This is a genomic window from Fructilactobacillus fructivorans (assembly GCF_001434095.1).
GTDB classification, from domain to species: domain Bacteria; phylum Bacillota; class Bacilli; order Lactobacillales; family Lactobacillaceae; genus Fructilactobacillus; species Fructilactobacillus fructivorans.
Genome location: NZ_AZDS01000001.1, coordinates 18842 through 34587 on the forward strand (window position 1 = coordinate 18842; position 15746 = coordinate 34587).

25 protein-coding genes are annotated in these 15746 nt (G+C 32.4%); 16 read left to right on the top strand and 9 right to left on the bottom strand.

The window, feature by feature from the left end; translation table 11 throughout:
* Positions 1–83: 83 nt before the first annotated feature.
* Positions 84–1487 (top strand): dipeptidase PepV, encoded by a 1404-nt coding sequence (pepV, locus tag FC73_RS00110; protein ID WP_010021712.1) that lies wholly within the window; start codon positions 84–86, stop codon positions 1485–1487.
* Positions 1488–1528: 41 nt separating this feature from the next.
* On the opposite strand, the gene FC73_RS00115 is transcribed toward pepV, so the two are convergent.
* The gene (locus FC73_RS00115; RefSeq protein ID WP_010021710.1) at positions 1529–2161 is read right to left on the bottom strand and encodes a deoxynucleoside kinase; all 633 of its coding nucleotides are present in this window, start codon (positions 2159–2161) and stop codon (positions 1529–1531) included.
* 157 nt (positions 2162–2318) lie between these two features.
* Between FC73_RS00115 and FC73_RS00120 the strand changes: the two genes are divergently transcribed.
* Genes FC73_RS00120 through FC73_RS00130 form a run of 3 tightly spaced genes read left to right on the top strand, consistent with a single transcriptional unit; the run spans position 2319 to position 4146 of the window.
* Positions 2319–3005, top strand: a complete 687-nt coding sequence (locus FC73_RS00120) for a type II CAAX endopeptidase family protein (protein WP_010021709.1) — start codon at positions 2319–2321, stop codon at positions 3003–3005.
* An 11-nt stretch (positions 3006–3016) separates the two neighbouring features.
* Positions 3017–3646, top strand: a complete 630-nt coding sequence (locus FC73_RS00125; RefSeq protein WP_010021707.1) for a miniconductance mechanosensitive channel MscM — start codon at positions 3017–3019, stop codon at positions 3644–3646.
* On the top strand, positions 3646–4146 hold the full coding sequence (locus FC73_RS00130) for a phosphatidylglycerophosphatase A family protein (RefSeq protein WP_010021706.1): 501 nt from the start codon (positions 3646–3648) through the stop codon (positions 4144–4146). Before FC73_RS00125 ends, FC73_RS00130 begins: the two co-directional genes overlap by 1 nt.
* Positions 4147–4180: 34 nt before the next feature.
* Here the strand turns inward: FC73_RS00130 and FC73_RS00135 are convergent, their stop codons facing one another.
* The gene (locus FC73_RS00135) at positions 4181–4408 is read right to left on the bottom strand and encodes an SH3 domain-containing protein (RefSeq protein ID WP_010021705.1); all 228 of its coding nucleotides are present in this window, start codon (positions 4406–4408) and stop codon (positions 4181–4183) included.
* 1119 nt (positions 4409–5527) lie between these two features.
* Here FC73_RS00135 and FC73_RS06940 point away from each other — a divergent pair.
* Positions 5528–5689 (top strand): hypothetical protein, encoded by a 162-nt coding sequence (locus FC73_RS06940; RefSeq protein ID WP_010021703.1) that lies wholly within the window; start codon positions 5528–5530, stop codon positions 5687–5689.
* Between the two features lie 288 nt (positions 5690–5977).
* On the top strand, positions 5978–6799 hold the full coding sequence (locus FC73_RS00140; RefSeq protein WP_010021701.1) for a glycosyltransferase family 8 protein: 822 nt from the start codon (positions 5978–5980) through the stop codon (positions 6797–6799).
* Between the two features lie 390 nt (positions 6800–7189).
* Here FC73_RS00140 and FC73_RS00145 read toward each other — a convergent pair whose 3' ends face one another.
* The 5 genes from FC73_RS00145 to FC73_RS00165 form a co-directional block, all read right to left on the bottom strand.
* Positions 7190–8311 (bottom strand): tyrosine-type recombinase/integrase, encoded by a 1122-nt coding sequence (locus FC73_RS00145; protein ID WP_010021700.1) that lies wholly within the window; start codon positions 8309–8311, stop codon positions 7190–7192.
* Positions 8312–8451: 140 nt separating this feature from the next.
* The gene (locus FC73_RS00150) at positions 8452–8826 is read right to left on the bottom strand and encodes a hypothetical protein (RefSeq protein WP_010021699.1); all 375 of its coding nucleotides are present in this window, start codon (positions 8824–8826) and stop codon (positions 8452–8454) included.
* Between the two features lie 59 nt (positions 8827–8885).
* Entirely contained in the window at positions 8886–9239 is a 354-nt protein-coding gene (locus FC73_RS00155) for an ImmA/IrrE family metallo-endopeptidase (RefSeq protein ID WP_010021698.1), read from the bottom strand.
* Between the two features lie 265 nt (positions 9240–9504).
* A complete protein-coding gene (locus tag FC73_RS00160) occupies positions 9505–9825 on the bottom strand; it encodes a hypothetical protein (RefSeq protein ID WP_010021696.1) in 321 nt (106 codons plus the stop codon).
* Positions 9826–9861: 36 nt separating this feature from the next.
* Positions 9862–10200: a helix-turn-helix domain-containing protein gene (locus tag FC73_RS00165; protein ID WP_056936270.1), complete on the bottom strand. Its 339-nt coding sequence runs from the start codon at positions 10198–10200 to the stop codon at positions 9862–9864.
* Positions 10201–10448: 248 nt separating this feature from the next.
* On the opposite strand from FC73_RS00165, the gene FC73_RS00170 reads away from it, so the two are divergent.
* The 3 genes from FC73_RS00170 to FC73_RS00175 all read left to right on the top strand — a co-directional run bounded on the left by FC73_RS00170 (position 10449) and on the right by FC73_RS00175 (position 11464).
* A complete protein-coding gene (locus tag FC73_RS00170) occupies positions 10449–10658 on the top strand; it encodes a hypothetical protein (RefSeq protein WP_010021688.1) in 210 nt (69 codons plus the stop codon).
* A 5-nt stretch (positions 10659–10663) separates the two neighbouring features.
* The gene (locus FC73_RS06945) at positions 10664–10804 is read left to right on the top strand and encodes a hypothetical protein (RefSeq protein WP_010021687.1); all 141 of its coding nucleotides are present in this window, start codon (positions 10664–10666) and stop codon (positions 10802–10804) included.
* Between the two features lie 405 nt (positions 10805–11209).
* The gene (locus FC73_RS00175) at positions 11210–11464 is read left to right on the top strand and encodes a hypothetical protein (RefSeq protein WP_010021683.1); all 255 of its coding nucleotides are present in this window, start codon (positions 11210–11212) and stop codon (positions 11462–11464) included.
* On the opposite strand, the gene FC73_RS00180 is transcribed toward FC73_RS00175, so the two are convergent.
* On the bottom strand, positions 11445–11684 hold the full coding sequence (locus FC73_RS00180; protein ID WP_029327108.1) for a hypothetical protein: 240 nt from the start codon (positions 11682–11684) through the stop codon (positions 11445–11447). The genes FC73_RS00175 and FC73_RS00180 overlap by 20 nt on opposite strands.
* 63 nt (positions 11685–11747) lie before the next feature.
* On the opposite strand from FC73_RS00180, the gene FC73_RS00185 reads away from it, so the two are divergent.
* Together FC73_RS00185 and FC73_RS00190 are read left to right on the top strand one after the other, a co-directional pair.
* Entirely contained in the window at positions 11748–11960 is a 213-nt protein-coding gene (locus FC73_RS00185; RefSeq protein ID WP_010021681.1) for a Thoeris anti-defense Tad2 family protein, read from the top strand.
* A 53-nt stretch (positions 11961–12013) separates the two neighbouring features.
* A complete protein-coding gene (locus tag FC73_RS00190) occupies positions 12014–12220 on the top strand; it encodes a hypothetical protein (RefSeq protein WP_010021680.1) in 207 nt (68 codons plus the stop codon).
* Here the strand turns inward: FC73_RS00190 and FC73_RS00195 are convergent.
* Positions 12195–12716: a hypothetical protein gene (locus FC73_RS00195; RefSeq protein WP_010021679.1), complete on the bottom strand. Its 522-nt coding sequence runs from the start codon at positions 12714–12716 to the stop codon at positions 12195–12197. The genes FC73_RS00190 and FC73_RS00195 overlap by 26 nt on opposite strands.
* A 55-nt stretch (positions 12717–12771) precedes the next feature.
* On the opposite strand from FC73_RS00195, the gene FC73_RS00200 reads away from it, so the two are divergent.
* The 5 genes from FC73_RS00200 to FC73_RS00220 all read left to right on the top strand — a co-directional run bounded on the left by FC73_RS00200 (position 12772) and on the right by FC73_RS00220 (position 15741).
* On the top strand, positions 12772–13029 hold the full coding sequence (locus FC73_RS00200) for a MerR family transcriptional regulator (protein ID WP_010021677.1): 258 nt from the start codon (positions 12772–12774) through the stop codon (positions 13027–13029).
* Between the two features lie 234 nt (positions 13030–13263).
* Positions 13264–13743 (top strand): siphovirus Gp157 family protein, encoded by a 480-nt coding sequence (locus FC73_RS00205; RefSeq protein ID WP_010021674.1) that lies wholly within the window; start codon positions 13264–13266, stop codon positions 13741–13743.
* 8 nt (positions 13744–13751) lie between these two features.
* On the top strand, positions 13752–14486 hold the full coding sequence (locus tag FC73_RS00210; protein WP_010021673.1) for a Sak single strand annealing protein: 735 nt from the start codon (positions 13752–13754) through the stop codon (positions 14484–14486).
* The gene (locus tag FC73_RS00215; protein WP_010021672.1) at positions 14483–14905 is read left to right on the top strand and encodes a single-stranded DNA-binding protein; all 423 of its coding nucleotides are present in this window, start codon (positions 14483–14485) and stop codon (positions 14903–14905) included. The genes FC73_RS00210 and FC73_RS00215 overlap by 4 nt, the downstream gene beginning before the upstream one ends.
* A 20-nt stretch (positions 14906–14925) precedes the next feature.
* Positions 14926–15741 (top strand): replication initiation and membrane attachment family protein, encoded by an 816-nt coding sequence (locus tag FC73_RS00220; protein WP_010021671.1) that lies wholly within the window; start codon positions 14926–14928, stop codon positions 15739–15741.
* Positions 15742–15746: the final 5 nt, after the last annotated feature.

A 15746-nucleotide genomic window follows, 5' to 3' on the forward strand; every position in this document is an offset into this window, starting at 1 on the left:
TCAGAGATTGAATGTTGGTTAAACGAGTTGCTGCTTTCTTGATTATGTTAAAATAAGAAATAATGACGTAGGAGGATTTTAAAATGGCAATTGACTGGAAAAGTAAAGCACAAGATTATAAAAATGATTATTTAAATGATTTAAAAAAATTAGTTTCAATTGATAGTTCTAGAGATCTCGACAACGCAACGGATGAGTTCCCGTTAGGACCAGGTCCAGCACATGCACTACAACAATTTCTTGAATTTGGTGATCGAGATGGCTTTACCACCAAGAACATTGATAATGTAGTTGGTTACATTGAATATGGTTCTGGAGATGAAACCATGGCAATTTTGTCACATGCAGACGAAATGCCTGGTGGAGCTGGTTGGGATACTAATCCATTTGAGTTGAAAATCGATGGAGATAATGCTATTGGACGAGGTGTCTCTGACGATAAGGGGCCTGGACTTGCCGCTTACTATGGACTTAAGATGCTTAAGGACCAGGGAATTGAACCCCAAGTGAAGATTCGTTTGATTATTGGAACTGATGAAGAATGTGATTGGACAGGTATGAAACGTTACTTTGAAGTTGAACCAACTCCTTCGTTTGGCTTTTCACCGGATGCAGAGTTCCCTTTAATCAATGGTGAAAAGGGGAATGTTACCATTGAAACTCATTTTGATTCCAATCAAAGTGATGGGGATAATACTCTGATTAACTTTAAAGCTGGATTACGTGAAAACATGGTTCCGCGAGATGCTGAAGCTGAGGTTACGGCGGCCAATGTATCTAATATGGCGGATCAGTTTGAGCAATACTTAGATAAAGTTCCAGTTACTGGAAGTTATGAAATTGAAGGTGACAACATTAAACTTACCATCGTTGGTAAAGCTGCTCATGGGATGGAACCTAAGAATGGAATCAATGCCGGGACTTATTTGGCAGATTTTCTGGTGGATTACAGTTTTGATACTAGTGGTGCCAACATTATTAACTTCATTGATGAAAAGCTTCATGATGATTCTCGGGCCCACAAACTTGGACTTAATTTTACGGATGATGTAATGGGTGAATTAACCATGAATGTTGGATTAATGAACTTTAGTCACAAAGATGGAGGAATGGTCAACACTAATTTCAGGTATCCTAAGGGAATTACTACTGATACGATCCTAGCTAAGATGCAAGATGCGGCAGATCGTTTCAATGGAACAACTAAGCAAATTTCACAAATGGATCCTCATTTTGTTGATGAGAACGATCCAATTGTTAAGAAATTAATGGGAATCTATCGAGAACAAACCGATCTGGATGATGCTCAACCAGAAGTTGTTGGTGGTGGAACGTATGCCCGAATGATGAAGCGTGGTGTAGCATTTGGGGCACTTTTCCCCGGAGCTGAAGATACAATGCATCAGGCTAATGAGTATTCGCCAGTTAATGATTTGATTCTAGCAATGTCCATTTATGGTCAATCAATTTATGAATTATCTAAGTAAGATACAAAAAAGAACTTCGATCATTTTGATCGAAGTTCTTTTTATCTGATGGTTTTTAATTTGTCGTCAATTTGATTCAAAATTATCTTTACGTTTTTGGGATCTTCTAGATCATATTTTTGCAGATCTACTTTCATCTTAGGACTAATGTCATAGTCTGCATACCATTTTTGGTATGCTTTCCACATTTTGTAGTAATATTCTTCCAGGCCAGGATCGTTATCCCACTGTTCGTAATCACGACCACGTTTCTTAATGCGATATAGAATCGTATCAAAATCACTATAAGCATAGACCAACAGATCAGGACTCTTTTTTGGAAGTTCCTTTAATTCTGCCATCATGTTATCTAATAATTTTAAGTACACTTCAAGTTCAACGTCTGAAATGTTTCCCTCGGCGTTGTTTTCTTTGGTAAATAAAGCATCTTCGTAAATCGAACGGTCAAGTACATTATTATCTTGTTTTAATGCCTTTTTAATCATCGAGAACCGTTTATTTAAGAAATAAATCTGAAGTAAAAAGCCATACTGCTTTGGATCCTTATAGTAAAGTGGCAAGACAGGATTGTCACCTACTGGCTCATAGAAGGGCTCTGTTCCGTAATGTGCAGCGATTTTTCCCGTTAAGGTGGTTTTCCCCACACCAATCATTCCAGCTGTAATAATCACCATGCTTAGCTCCTCTTTTAGTTTAATAACGTCTTTTAGTATATCATTTCGAATCTTTAAGGTTAATGATGGATATGAAGTCAAAATTACCCCCTTTGTCTGAGAGATTGGTATTATGGTATTCTATGTAAGTAAGAAAATTTGGAGATGAATTTAATTAATGAAATGGGAAATGAATCTAATTAACTTTTTGAAAAGAGCAGTCATCTTTATTGGCTTAATCCTATTTATTTTTGCCGTTCAAATACCGGTTCAGTTGATTGGGATTAAAAATTATCATGGGATAAAAGCATTTCTTTGGGGTGCCTTTTACCTTGCTCTTTTTTTAGTGATCATTGGTTTGGCATTCTGGGCTTATCGAAGTGTGTACCGTCAGCATAGCCATAAGATTACTTTTCATGATTTAAAAATTATTTTAATGGCAATTTTGAGTTTCTTTATTATTGAAATTGTGCTGCAATTTTTTAATAAATTGATTTTCAATCAAGTTGGTACGAAAAATAATAATGCGATTCTGAGTCTTTTTCAGAGTAATACCACGGTGCTTGTTTTAATGAGCATTTCAGCGGTTTTTTTATCACCAGTTTTAGAAGAATTAGTATTTAGAGGCTTTTTCATCAATGCTTTTTTTAATCAGAATGCTTTCTGGCTACCAATTGTTTTTAGTGGCCTACTTTTTTCTTGTGGTCACATGAGTTCAAACGTCATTAGCTTCATGATTTATGCCATCTTAGGGATGATTTTAGCTTACGTATACAAAAAAACAGGGAAAATTGAAGTTTCGATTGGAGTTCATTTTTTAAACAATCTGATCGCAACTGGATTTATGTTACTTGCTGTACTGTAATGGAGTAAAAAATGAATATATCTGAATTTGCTTATTTTAATCAGTTAAAAAATCAATTGGCCAACACCCGTGAAGAATTAGAAGAGCGAAAGCAACATTATTTAAGCTGGGTCACCGATTTAGATCAATTAAAAAATGATTATGATGTTAATACCATTGATGAACTAGCCAGTGTCTTGAACAATGGTGATGACGATCAGAAGACTGAGGATATCAAGAATGCCTTACTTAACAATGATGAAAATTATTTATTGAGTAATATGAAAATGTTAAATAATACCGATTTTCAGAAATGTCAGTCTTTAAGGGAACAAGTTCAAGAACTTAATCACGAATTGACGGAAGTTGAAAGATTTTATAAGAATAGTGCTATTCCGATAATTGATAAGATGAAAAAGAGTAAAATGGTAGAAGTTACGGAAATATCAAGTTCAAAAAATAGCAGTGATACGATTCTTCATTTTAACTTTTTATCAAATTTTACTCATTTTCAAGAGTTTTTTAGTAAAGAATTGTATGTCGATGAAATTATCAAGGATCATCTTCGTAAGCAAGAAGTTATTTCTATGATGATTTCCGAGGATAACTATCCAAATGAATATGATATGACCCGAATTGAAGATACGGAGGAAGATAATTAATGGTAGATCGAAGAGATTATAAATATCCTGATACTCAAGCGTATGATTTTGTGGTTAAACGATTGAATGAGCATGGGGTAACAATTAAAGATATCGCAAAAATTGCGGTGGATTTGCAAAGAAAATATTCAAATGTTCCTGATTTAGATTATGTATGTGGAATTGTCAATGACATTCTGCATAAAAGGGAAGTTTTAAATAATGCCATGGTGGGACTAGAGCTTGATCGATTAGCTCAAGCAGGTGAGTTAGAAGAACCACTAGAGAGTATCGTTTCACACGACTTGGGAGTGTTTGGAGTTGACGAAACTTTGGCACTTGGGATTGCTTCTATTTATGGAACAATTGGTGTGACTAACTATGGTGAAATTGATACCAATAAAAATGGGATTGTAAAAGAATTGGATACTAATGGTCAGTTGGTTAATACATTTATTGATGATATTGTGGGAGCCCTTGCTGGAGCAGCCGCTGCCAAAATTGCACATGATAATGCTTAAAAAAAGATCCTCACTATTTGGTGAGGATCTTTTTTTATTTTGCTTTTTTTACGGCTTTGATGCACTTGGAATCAAATCTAAACTCATCATGAATACTGGTTGACTCACCAACATCATGTCTAACCACCTTTAACCAGTCATCCTGATTATCACCCATTCCAGTTGGGTTAACAAAGGTAACCTCAACTAAATCACCGACTTCGTAAGGTAAGTCTTTATCATATTCCACTAAATTATATGTTTCGTAAGCTTTTGTTTTCATAGTTTTCCCTCCATGAACTAATTATAGCAAACTATCCAAGAATCTTTTAAAATTACGTCACCATGCAGGAAAAACTGAATAGTTAGATTGCTTCGAATACATGATAATAATTATTATATTATAAGTAAAAATTAGATTAAAAATAAATTTAAATGCTGGTATAAAAGGATTTATAATTATAAGTTATAAAGTTAAAGACGTTATTGTCGTTGCTTTTAATAAAGTTTATAATCTAAAACGAGAAGTAAGCAGTAAGAGTTTCATAGTGAAATATTGAATGTTGAGATTAAACAACGAGACAATTTAGTTAGAGCTTGTGTAGGGAGCTAACTCTAACTAAGATATTACGGGGTGTGAGAAGCCTTTTATATCAGATGTTATAACTCATTAATGGTGAATATAACCGTTTAGTGGGAGCACTATGTCTTGTTAGAAATTTGAATTTAAAACAATTATGCGAATTTATTCGTATATTTCAATATGATGAATACTCTGAAATACCATTAAGGTCACGCTACTTCGTAGTGTGACCTCTTTTTTTATTGTGGGAAAGGAGGTGAGTCATAATGAAGGAGTTTAAGCTAGTAGTTCCAAGTACAGATCGTAGTGTTTAACTTAATGGAAGAACAATTTACTATTACAGTATTGGAAATGAGAACAACTACTCAGTCGTTTTTCCATATGATGCTGAGTATTTGAATTTACCTCATGGTAATATTGTTTTTCGCTCGATCACAGACGACTACTCTGGCAGAGCCACAGATGGTAGTTCGTATCATGCTACTATTCGTCTAAACGACTAGTTATGATGGGGGAGACAGAAGATTATTCTTCTGTCTCTTACATAGACTCCGATAATTTTTATTGATGTGGTAATGATTTAATTAAAGTTTCTGTGGACTAATTAAGATTATGTAAATCCACTAATATAGGTTCAAGAGAACCAAAAAATGAAGAGATAATAATGTTAATTATTATCTCTTTTTGTGTAATTATGATACTTTTTTCACATAGCAAGGCATAAATGTTGACTTGGCGGCATTTATGGTATACTTTATAAGTGTAACGAAATATATCAAAGTGGGATGATTCAATGAAAAAGCGATTAAAAGAGCCATAATGATTGGTGTAGGAGTAGCAGCACTTCTTGGATTTCAGTTAGTTAGCTATTCAGTTGATCATATGGAAACTACATACGCGGCGTCAGTAAACACTAAGGTGTCTATGACATCACAAGCAAAACCAGAATTAGCTAAATTATCGTACAATAATGGCACATAGGTCAGAATGGATTAAACAATTTAGACAAATCCCACGTTACTAAAATGGACAGATTGTCCGCTTTCATGAATGGTGAACATAACTTTCACCAAATTAAGTTAGGTGATAAGACAATCTTAAAAACTCCAAATACAGTTAGTATGGTAAATGTTGTCGTTGTTAGAAACAGATAGAGTAAAACGATTTAATACCTAAATCAAGCGCATTTTTAATCGATAATGCTTGTTTAGGTATACAAAAACATTTTAAGTAATGTTTGCAAATAATTTTTTGAAGGGAATGATGTGTATGATTACAATTGCATCTACTACTGATAACAATATGGCGATTCCGCTTGCGGTTAATTATTCGTCAATATTGAACAATAATAAAGATTCCGACTTTGAATTTTACGTCGTTGATGATCATTTAAGTTCTGATAGCGTTGATTTGTTAAAATCACTAGCCAAAGTCTATGATAATTGTAAGTCGATTAACTTTCTTAAACCCAACACCGCAGCATATAAGGGTGCTAACGTGACATCTCCAGATAGTGCTATTAAAGAAAACACTTATTATCGAATTGAGCTTCCTGAAGAAATTCACAGGCCAAGAATTCTCTATCTGGATGCTGATATGACGTGTGTTGGTAATATTTCAGATCTTTGGGACACTGATCTAGATGGAAACATTGTTGGAGCAGTGGAAGATTCTGGATACGTTGATCGTTTAAAAGAAATGCATGTTAGTGATGAACCAGGCCAGTATTTTAATGCTGGATTGTTATTAATCGATACCAAAGCTTGGAATGATAATGATACTTCTGAAAAAGTAAGAAAATTGGCACTTGATAAGCCTGAAATGTTGAAGTACCAAGATCAAGATGCTCTTAATGCCATTTTTAATGGCCATTGGAAGAAGCTTGATCCTAAGTATAATTTGCAAAGTCACTTGGTTAAGGGTGAGAGTGGATTAAACCCGATCCCTGAACGTCGAGCAGCTGAAGCAAAGGCACTTAAGAATCCTGTAATTGTTCATTACACTAATTTCGAGAAACCATGGATTATTAAAAATAATCGCCTTCATCCGTTGCGTGATTACTATTATCAAGCAAAGAATAAGTTAATTTGACTTAGGTGATTATATTAATTAAGATATGTAAGAAGGGCAGACGTTATGTCTGCTCTTTTTTTGTGCAAGCATTAATCAATTAGGTTAAAAGTTTATCGAAAGAATGGGCTACTCAAGATGATTTGAATAGATTTTCTGAAATAATCAAAAAGAGGTTTGAAGAAGACAACAAGAAAGGCGCTACCAATTAATTTGGTAACGCCTTTTATAAGGACACAAAAAGGACACAATTTAATTAAGTTTGATTAGATCATATATATAAGAATGCTGATATAACAGTAATCACACATAAGCCAAAACACATAAAATGCCCGAGATGAGCATTATAAAGCACACATAATCATTGGTATAGTAGTAATTGTATTTTTAATGGTCGCAATTCGGTCGCAATTAATTAATATTGTCCAAAATTTGCATTGTTTTGTTAGAATCTTCTGTTTCTTTATCTTTTAATAAATGAGCATAAACATCTTGCGTGATTGATACACTAGAGTGACCCAATCTTTTTGAAACATACTGAATATTGACATTTTGAGAAATTAAATAACTAGCGTGAGTGTGACGTAATCCATGAAAAGTTATTTGTTTAATTCCTAAATGATTACAGTAGTATTTTAAAGACTTATTAATACTCCCTGAAGAAATTATATTACAAAAACGATTTAAAAAGACAAAATTATTATTATTTTGATATCCATGCTTTAACAAAAATTTGCCTTGAATAATTTGAACTTTTTTAAATAATTCTACAAGGGTTCTATTAATAGAAATAGTTCGATTTGAAGCATGATTTTTAGTTTTCTGAAATTGTTTGTCTACTTGGCTATAAGATTTATTAACCGTTAAGGTATGTTTTTTCAGATTAATATTGTCCCACGTTAATCCAATAACTTCCTCGTAGCGTAAGCCAGTTAATAAGGAAGTAGCTACCATAGCTTTAGAGATGTCAGTAATATAATTTATATCCATGCAATAATTTAGTAGCTTTTTCATATCATAAATTTCCAAATATTTGAGGTTGGCTTTTTTACCAGCTTTACCATAAACAGTGGCGCCATTAGTAAAGTTATCACTGATCTTATGCATTTGAACAGCTTTATTAATAGCATAGCGAGTTTGTCCATGGATTTTGCGAACAGTTTCTAACGCAAAATTGTCACCTAAATAATTCAAAAATTTTTGATATTTAATGTAGTTTATATTTTGTAAGGGAATATTTTTCCAATATTTTTTTAAGACGTTAGAAGTTGCCATGTAACGTCGCTTAGTGGAATTAGCCAAATGAGGTTCTTTAAAAGTTTTGTACCATTCTAAAAAATATTCTGGTAATGATTGTGTGCTACTTTTTATAAATCGGTTTTTATTTAAATTATTTTCTTGATCAATGGTCCATTTTTGCGCTTTACTTTTGGTTCCAAATGTAGCACTTTTAGCGTGTCTCTTTTTAACATCGTCATAATAAAAAACTCGAGCACGCCAATTGTTTCCGCGCTTTTTTATTACGTTTGCCATTGTTTTATACCTCTCTAATTAATCTACCTATTAAAAAAGCCCTAAAGCCGAGTCGAACGGTTTCTAGCTACCGAGTAGGGTACTTAAATTTAAATCAAATGAATTTGTAAAGCACTTAGCTTTATTATAATTATTAATACTTAAGCTTGACTATGTTTTTTAGATATGTGGTTTAAGATTAAATGCCAAACCAAAAATACAGCTCCAATAATTAAAGCAATCCAACCCCAAACAATTAAGTCGGTGTAATCTGACGCATTAGAAATTGATAAGATCCACATAAATGCTAAAAGAACAAAATTAATTATATCAGCAGCTAAGTTATGTGCTTTTCTAGTACATATGTAGACGATTCCAGTGATAATATAGACAACTGCTAAGAAGAATCCCAGAGTTCCAGAACCGCTATTGTTACTTTCAAATGCATTACTTACCCCAGCAAACATCGATTGAAAAATGATTATAGCACCTAAAACAATCATTACAATTCCTGACGCCAGTTTCGTAGTCTTCAAAATAATACCTCCTAAAAATCATCTTTTACCGTCGTAAGTATTTGGACTATTTAAATTTATTAATTAAATATTTTTAATTCCTCATAGCATAAGTCTTTTAATGATTTAGGAATTTGAAATTTTTGCATGAATTCATCGACATTTGTCTGTTCAGATCCTTTGTCTTTTACATAAGTAGGAATTAATAAGTCAATGGCGTAATTATCCGCTTGTTTTTCATAAAGACGATTTAAACAAGAGTATTGGCTTAAAATAGCGTCATCATGATCGCAATTCATGATATGACCGAGTTCATGAGCAAAAATAAATGGTAATTGTTTATGATTCCACCAGTTCATATTAACAATCACAGCGTTAGCGTCAATAGACGCAAAGGATTGAGTATCATTTTTTAATTCATAAGTCTGAACCACTTTGATGTTATTCTTTTGTGCGAATTTGATAAGATGATCCAGAATTCATTAATGACTTTCTAATTAATTCTATAAAATAATAGATATATATAATTATTCCATGTGTATGTAAAATAATTTACATCACAGTTTCGGTATGCTTTATATCATCGTTTCGCCTATGTTTACAGCACCGTTTCGCAGTGCTTGCACATTAAGTAAACAAAACAAAACATAAACAAAATAAGAAATAGAAAAGAACTAAGTTCTTTAGTGATTCTGTTATTTAATTTTCGTTATCTTGATTTAATTTAATTATTTTATATTTAGTTGGTTGAGTATCAGACTTTTCAAAATCAATTAATCCAAGTTTTTTTAATTTGTCTCGTGATTTAATAATTTCAGTAAATGAAAGTCTGGTTGATTTTTGAATAATTTTAATTTTAAGAGTAAACCATTCCATCCATTCATTTTTATAATTGTTCAGCAATAATACTTGATATAAAATAATTTCACCAACATTCATTTGCTTGCTCTTCAATTGATAATTATTAAACCTATCCATTGCATCTGAAAATCGTTGTTCATCGTTTGATTTCATTGTCATGATATTTTTCTCCTCTACTTCATTTTTAGATATGTATTACTTTTTTGAATCGTCGGAATTTCTTAAGCCACGTAAAATTTTCCTAACTGTATCCATTTCATCTTTAGGAATTGGCTTACCTCCATACATCATTAATGTATTTTCATCGTCTAGATTAGCTATCTTTTTTTTATTGCTTGGTTTATATCTATCTGACAAATCAGATAATTGAACGTTTAATGCATCGGCTATTTTTTCCAGTGTTTCATATTTTGGCTCGATTCCCTGATTATATCTATAAAGTGCGTTTATACTTAGCCCAGCTTTCTTTGCAGTTTCAGGCAAACTATATCCACGTTTTTTTGAAATTCTTTTGATATTTTCATACGTTGTCATGATGGTATATCTCCCTATTTTTTTAAAAACAAAACATACGAATGTATTGAAAACCATTGAAAATAACATACATTACGTGTAGTATTTAAATCGTCAATTGGTTGTTTGGCAAAAAGAAATCGCATTATATATAAGATTCTTGGGGAAGAATTAATGATTGTGCTAACTTTTTATACGTTTCTAGTTTATACAAACGTGTAATATTCGTCAACGTATTGACGACTTTAGTTGATAGGGAGGTGATTGCAATGCCTGTAAAGCACGTTTTGAAGCAAATAGAAAATTATCAACGAAATGTCAAAATTGAGCTTTTAAAAAGAGGCATTACACAAAGAAGATTAGCAAAGATTTTAGGTGAAGATTATGTAGAAATTAGCAAAGCAATTAGTTTTTACCAAGAACCTAGGTTTAAGCGAATCAGAAAAGAAATAGACAAGTATTTAGGAATTAAGGAGTGATATCAATGAATATGCAAAGTAGTTTGCAATTAGCAGAAATCGGAAAGAATTTAGCAGGAATTAAAAAAGACCTTGATGTTATTGCTGGTAACACCAAGGACAAGAAGATTACAAATCCTGTTACAGGAAAAACAGTAAATAATTAAGGAGTATTAAATAATTTGGATAATGAACTTTTAGAGCTTATTTTAAGCTGTGCAATTACAATTGTTGACTTAGTTCTAGTGGTGTTAATGTTTTTCCCACAACTTTTAGATTTGTTTTAACTTTTTGAAATTTTATGACCATTAATTTTTAAACCAATAACAGCATTATTTGTTGAAGCATTATTTTTTAAAGTTAAAAGCATTAAATGAAACCCTTTAGTATACGATATTTTGCTTTGTATATATTTTATTTTTGAAAAATATTCTTTCAATTTTAAAAAAGATAATATCAAACTCAATATTAAGGACAATATAGTTAAGCATTTATATATAAGTATTCTAATTACCACCTTTCATAGTGGCATGATAGCAGAACTAACAAGTTAAACAAAAGGAGTGATAGCAATGGAACTCAGCAAAGTAATTCGACTAGCACATGAAGAAAATGATGGATTTTATAATGATTCTTATCCTGATATTTGGTTTAAAGAATCAGAATTTGGCTCGTTTTTCGTTTGTTCCAAGTCTCATGTGGTAAATAAAGCTTTATGGAATCCAAAGTATAGTGATTTTGTTTCTAAAGATTGGGAACTAAAAAAAGACAGCACACCATATGATGAACTGTCTGGTAAACCCAAATTTAAAGATCTACTTGGTTAATAGAAATATCTACAATTTGGTTGTTACCACTGATGAAGTGGATAGCATTGAGCTTCTCTAACTGAGATAGGGAAGTTGCAATATCTTCCTGTGGGAGCTTTGTCAGTTTACTTAATTTTTTAAAAGCTTTTGAACCAAGCATACCAACAGAAGTTGGCGCATTATCGTTAGATATCTTTAGTAATGCGTCATAAATTAACTTATTATTCTCATCCAACATTTTCACCACCTTTCGGGTGGCAATGTTATCAAAACTAATAAATCGAAAAAAGGAGTGATAGCAATGAATATTCAAGAAGCAAGTAAAAAAGCCATGAGTAAAGGACTACTCATAACTCGTAGAAAATGGCAACCCGGAGGAATGTCAATTATTCCAACTAATACAAGTCTTTGCTGTTTAATGATTCCATATAAATCTGATGACATAGATGGTCCTTCGATTAGATGGAATCCGACGTTAAATGATTTGACTGCTGATGATTGGATTATTGGCTAGATTATCTAAAAACAAGATATTTATAAAATATTGAATTTAAAGGAGTAATGACAATGAATAAAGAAAACTTTTTTGTTGGTACAGGAAATTACAAGGATCTTCGTGACACAAAAGGAGAAAGAAAAATGGGATTTAAGTTTGTTTTAAATAATGGAGATGAGTTAACTCAATTAATAAAAAGAGCCCAGCAACAAAGTGCTGAGCTTGATTACACCTTAAAATGTATTAAAGAATTTACTCCTCGTTTTGATTCAGAGTAGTTAAATAAACCGGTTCAAAATTGGCATTTTTATCAATTAAAAAATAAGGTAATTTGTCGTTCTTATTATTTAAGTAATTAAAGTCATAAGCCACTTGAGTTGATGTTGGGGCATCTAATTTCAATGACTTAACTAAATCAATAAGCTTAATTAATAAATAAGGAATGTGTGTATCATTTTTCATGTTTGTGATTTGTTCCTCTCCTAATAATGGATCACCCGCATTAGGGAAAGCATTAGTTAATGCTTCATAAGCTCTATAGAAAAGGTTATTAGCCTTATTATCCATCACATTTACTGGGTATTTGTTGATATTTTTCCCATTGTTTAAGAACTTAGTTTCAATTGGAACATTATCTGAACATTCGTAAGAATTAAACGTTACAAAACGATTATCGTATTTGAAAATTATTTGTGCATATCTCTTGCCTTTAAAATTAATTTTCACTAATCGATCAACCATGTATTGAAGCGCTTGGACTTCATTAAAATTCATTATTATCACCACCTTTCTAGTGATAATAATATCAAAGCGAAGGGAATTAACGAAATTGATTGAAGACACTATTAATAAAGCTATTTTGCACGTTGCTAACAGTGTTGAAGAAAATACAAAAAATAAGCAAGCTATCTTTGATCAGCGAGAACTTGCTAAATATTTAGATACCAACACTAATACGTTGAAGAAATATTATATTTATGAACCTGATTTCCCCGTTATTAAACAAGGAGATAAGTTAGTTTATCCACGCAAAAAAGTTGATGAGTGGATTGATGATCATACTCAAACGTATGAAGACATTATGTAATAAAAAAAGAGCCACCAAGAAAATTTGGTAACTCAATGAGTTGATATTCAACAAAAATAATATTACCAACTCATTTTAAAAAAGTAAATTAGAAAGTGAGATTTTATGGTTTTTAGTACTGGGCAAGCATTGTTTTTATTATTGGCCTTTATTGTAGGAACGGCCGTTGGACCACTGATTAAAGACATTTTAAAACACCCTAAAAAATATTTTGAATAAAATGAGGAAATAAAAATGAATTTATATAAATTATCAGGAAAATACAACGAGTTACAAAATAGAGACGATCTAGACGAAGACACCGTAAGAGACACTTTAGAAGCCATAGACGATTCTTTTAATGAGAAGGCTAACAATATTGCGGGTTGGATCGAAAACAATGACGAAGAAATAAATGGCTTAGACAAGCTTATAAAACAACGACAAGAACGTAAGAAGCATTTAAAGAACTTGAATAAAAATTTAAATGCTTATTTAACGGGTGGTATGAAAGCTAAAGGCGTTAAGCATTTGAACTTTGATGATAAACGGTTGTCGTTACGCAATTATCGGCAATCAGTAATCATTCCTAATATTAACGAAATTCCAGAGGAATATATTACGGAAAAAGTAGAAAAGAAGGCCGATAAAAAGAAAGCTTACCAAGACCTAAAAGCCGGCAACAAAATTAAGGGTATGGATTTACAAAATAACGAGCGTACCAGAATTGAGTAGTGATGAAGATGGCAGATAAAGCAGAAAGCACGTTTGAACAATTAAATAAGATTGATGTTAGTGATCATCTAGATACTAAAAGGTTTAAAAGCAAAAGAACTAACAAAGAGTATCGGTATGATTATCTCTCATGGATGTGGGCTTGGCAGATTTTAAAGGGTATCGACATTGATGCCACAAAAGAATTTACCCAGTTTCCAGAATATGATCGACAAAATGGCAAATTAACGGGACGTAATGTGGATTACATGAAAACCCCAGAAGGTACCTATGTCGAATGCACTGTAACCATAAAAGGACATAGCGAATCAGAAACTTTGCCAGTAATGGACTATTTTAATAATGCTGAAAAGAATCCAGATATTATGCAAATTAATAAAACGAAACAACGATGTTTTGTTAAAGCATGTGCTTTACAAGGATTAGGCTTAGATGTTTATAAAGGCGAAGACTTGTCGAGTAATTCAAGTGGCCATAATAACAATAAAAATGGCACACAAAGAAACTCACGAGCTACAGCAACCAACCAACAAAATAGTGGTAATCAAAAAGCCGGTAGAGAGAAAAAAGAACGAGTTACTAGTTTAATTACTAGCTATGCAGATTTCTTGAATCAAGAACCACATAAGGTGCTAGTCACTTTGTTAAATAGTTTTGCCACTAGTTGGGACAAGATGACTAATAATAGTGCCGATAAAATTATTAAATTTGTAATTGAGAAAGGTCGAGAGAGTCAGCAATGATTAATACTACGGTTTTTACAGGAAGAGTTACTAAAGCTCTAGAAGTTAGACAAACTAGCAATGGGAAAAGCGTTGGCAGTGTAAATTTAGCCGTTAATCGTAATTTTAAAAATCAAGACGGCAATTACGATGCTGACTTTCCGATGTTGCAATTCTGGGGAAAGATGGCAGATAACTTTGCCAAATATACGAGTAAAGGTTCATTAGTCGGAATTGAAGGTAGACTACAAACCCGCAATTATGAAGATAAAAATGGTAATCGAGTTTATGTTACTGAGATTGTGGTTAACAATTTCACGTTGCTAGATTCCAAAAATAATAACAACCAATCTAATAACAGTAATCCATTTGAAAATCCAAGTGCACCTACTAATAATACTGGTGAACCTGAGATTTCTGATGATGATCTTCCGTTTTAATACAAAGGAGCATTAGAGCTATGCGTAAAACAACTAATTATATTAAAGAAATTTTAGCGTTTAACGATTCGCTACAGATAAATTTAGACCTCTCAACCGGGCAAATGATGCTATGGTATCAATTAATGTTTATAAATAATAAGACCCGTTGGATGGATTGGTTTACTGTGGCAAATCAAACACTACAAAATCTTACTCAATTAAGTCGTCAAGCAATAAATAAGGATCGTAATACGCTCAAACAAAAAGGTTTTCTAGACTTTAAAACTAATGGAAACAAAGCGACTGCTTACCGTTTAATTAATCTATGTGATGATGACAACGCTAAGGGGAACAACTATCGAATTAAACAACCAACAATTCAAGAAGAACAACCCAAGAAAAAAGCTAAAGCAACTAATCAACCAAAATCAAAAGAACTAGAAAATAACTTCAATAAATTATGGCAACTTTACCCCAAAAAGCAAGGTAAAGAGCCTGCTTTTAAAGCTTACAAGAAAGCAATTAAAGATGGCGTAACTAACGAAGAGATTCAAAAGGGTATCGTTAGTTATAAAAAACAAATTGAAGTTAAGGGCACCGAACAGAAGTTTATTAAACAAGGTTCAACGTTCTTTAATCAACGGAGCTGGCAAGATGAGTTTGATCTAAAGCCTGATCATAAAGGGAAAATTAAAGAAGAATTGCCAGATTGGGCGAAAAAGCAAGAAAAAGAAGAAAGAAAACAAGCACAAAAGCAAAAAGAACGTCTTGACGCTGAGAGTAATAGTGAACACCAATTATCAGCACAAGAAAAAGATCGAATAAATAAGAGATTAAAAGCACTACAGAATTGAGAGGA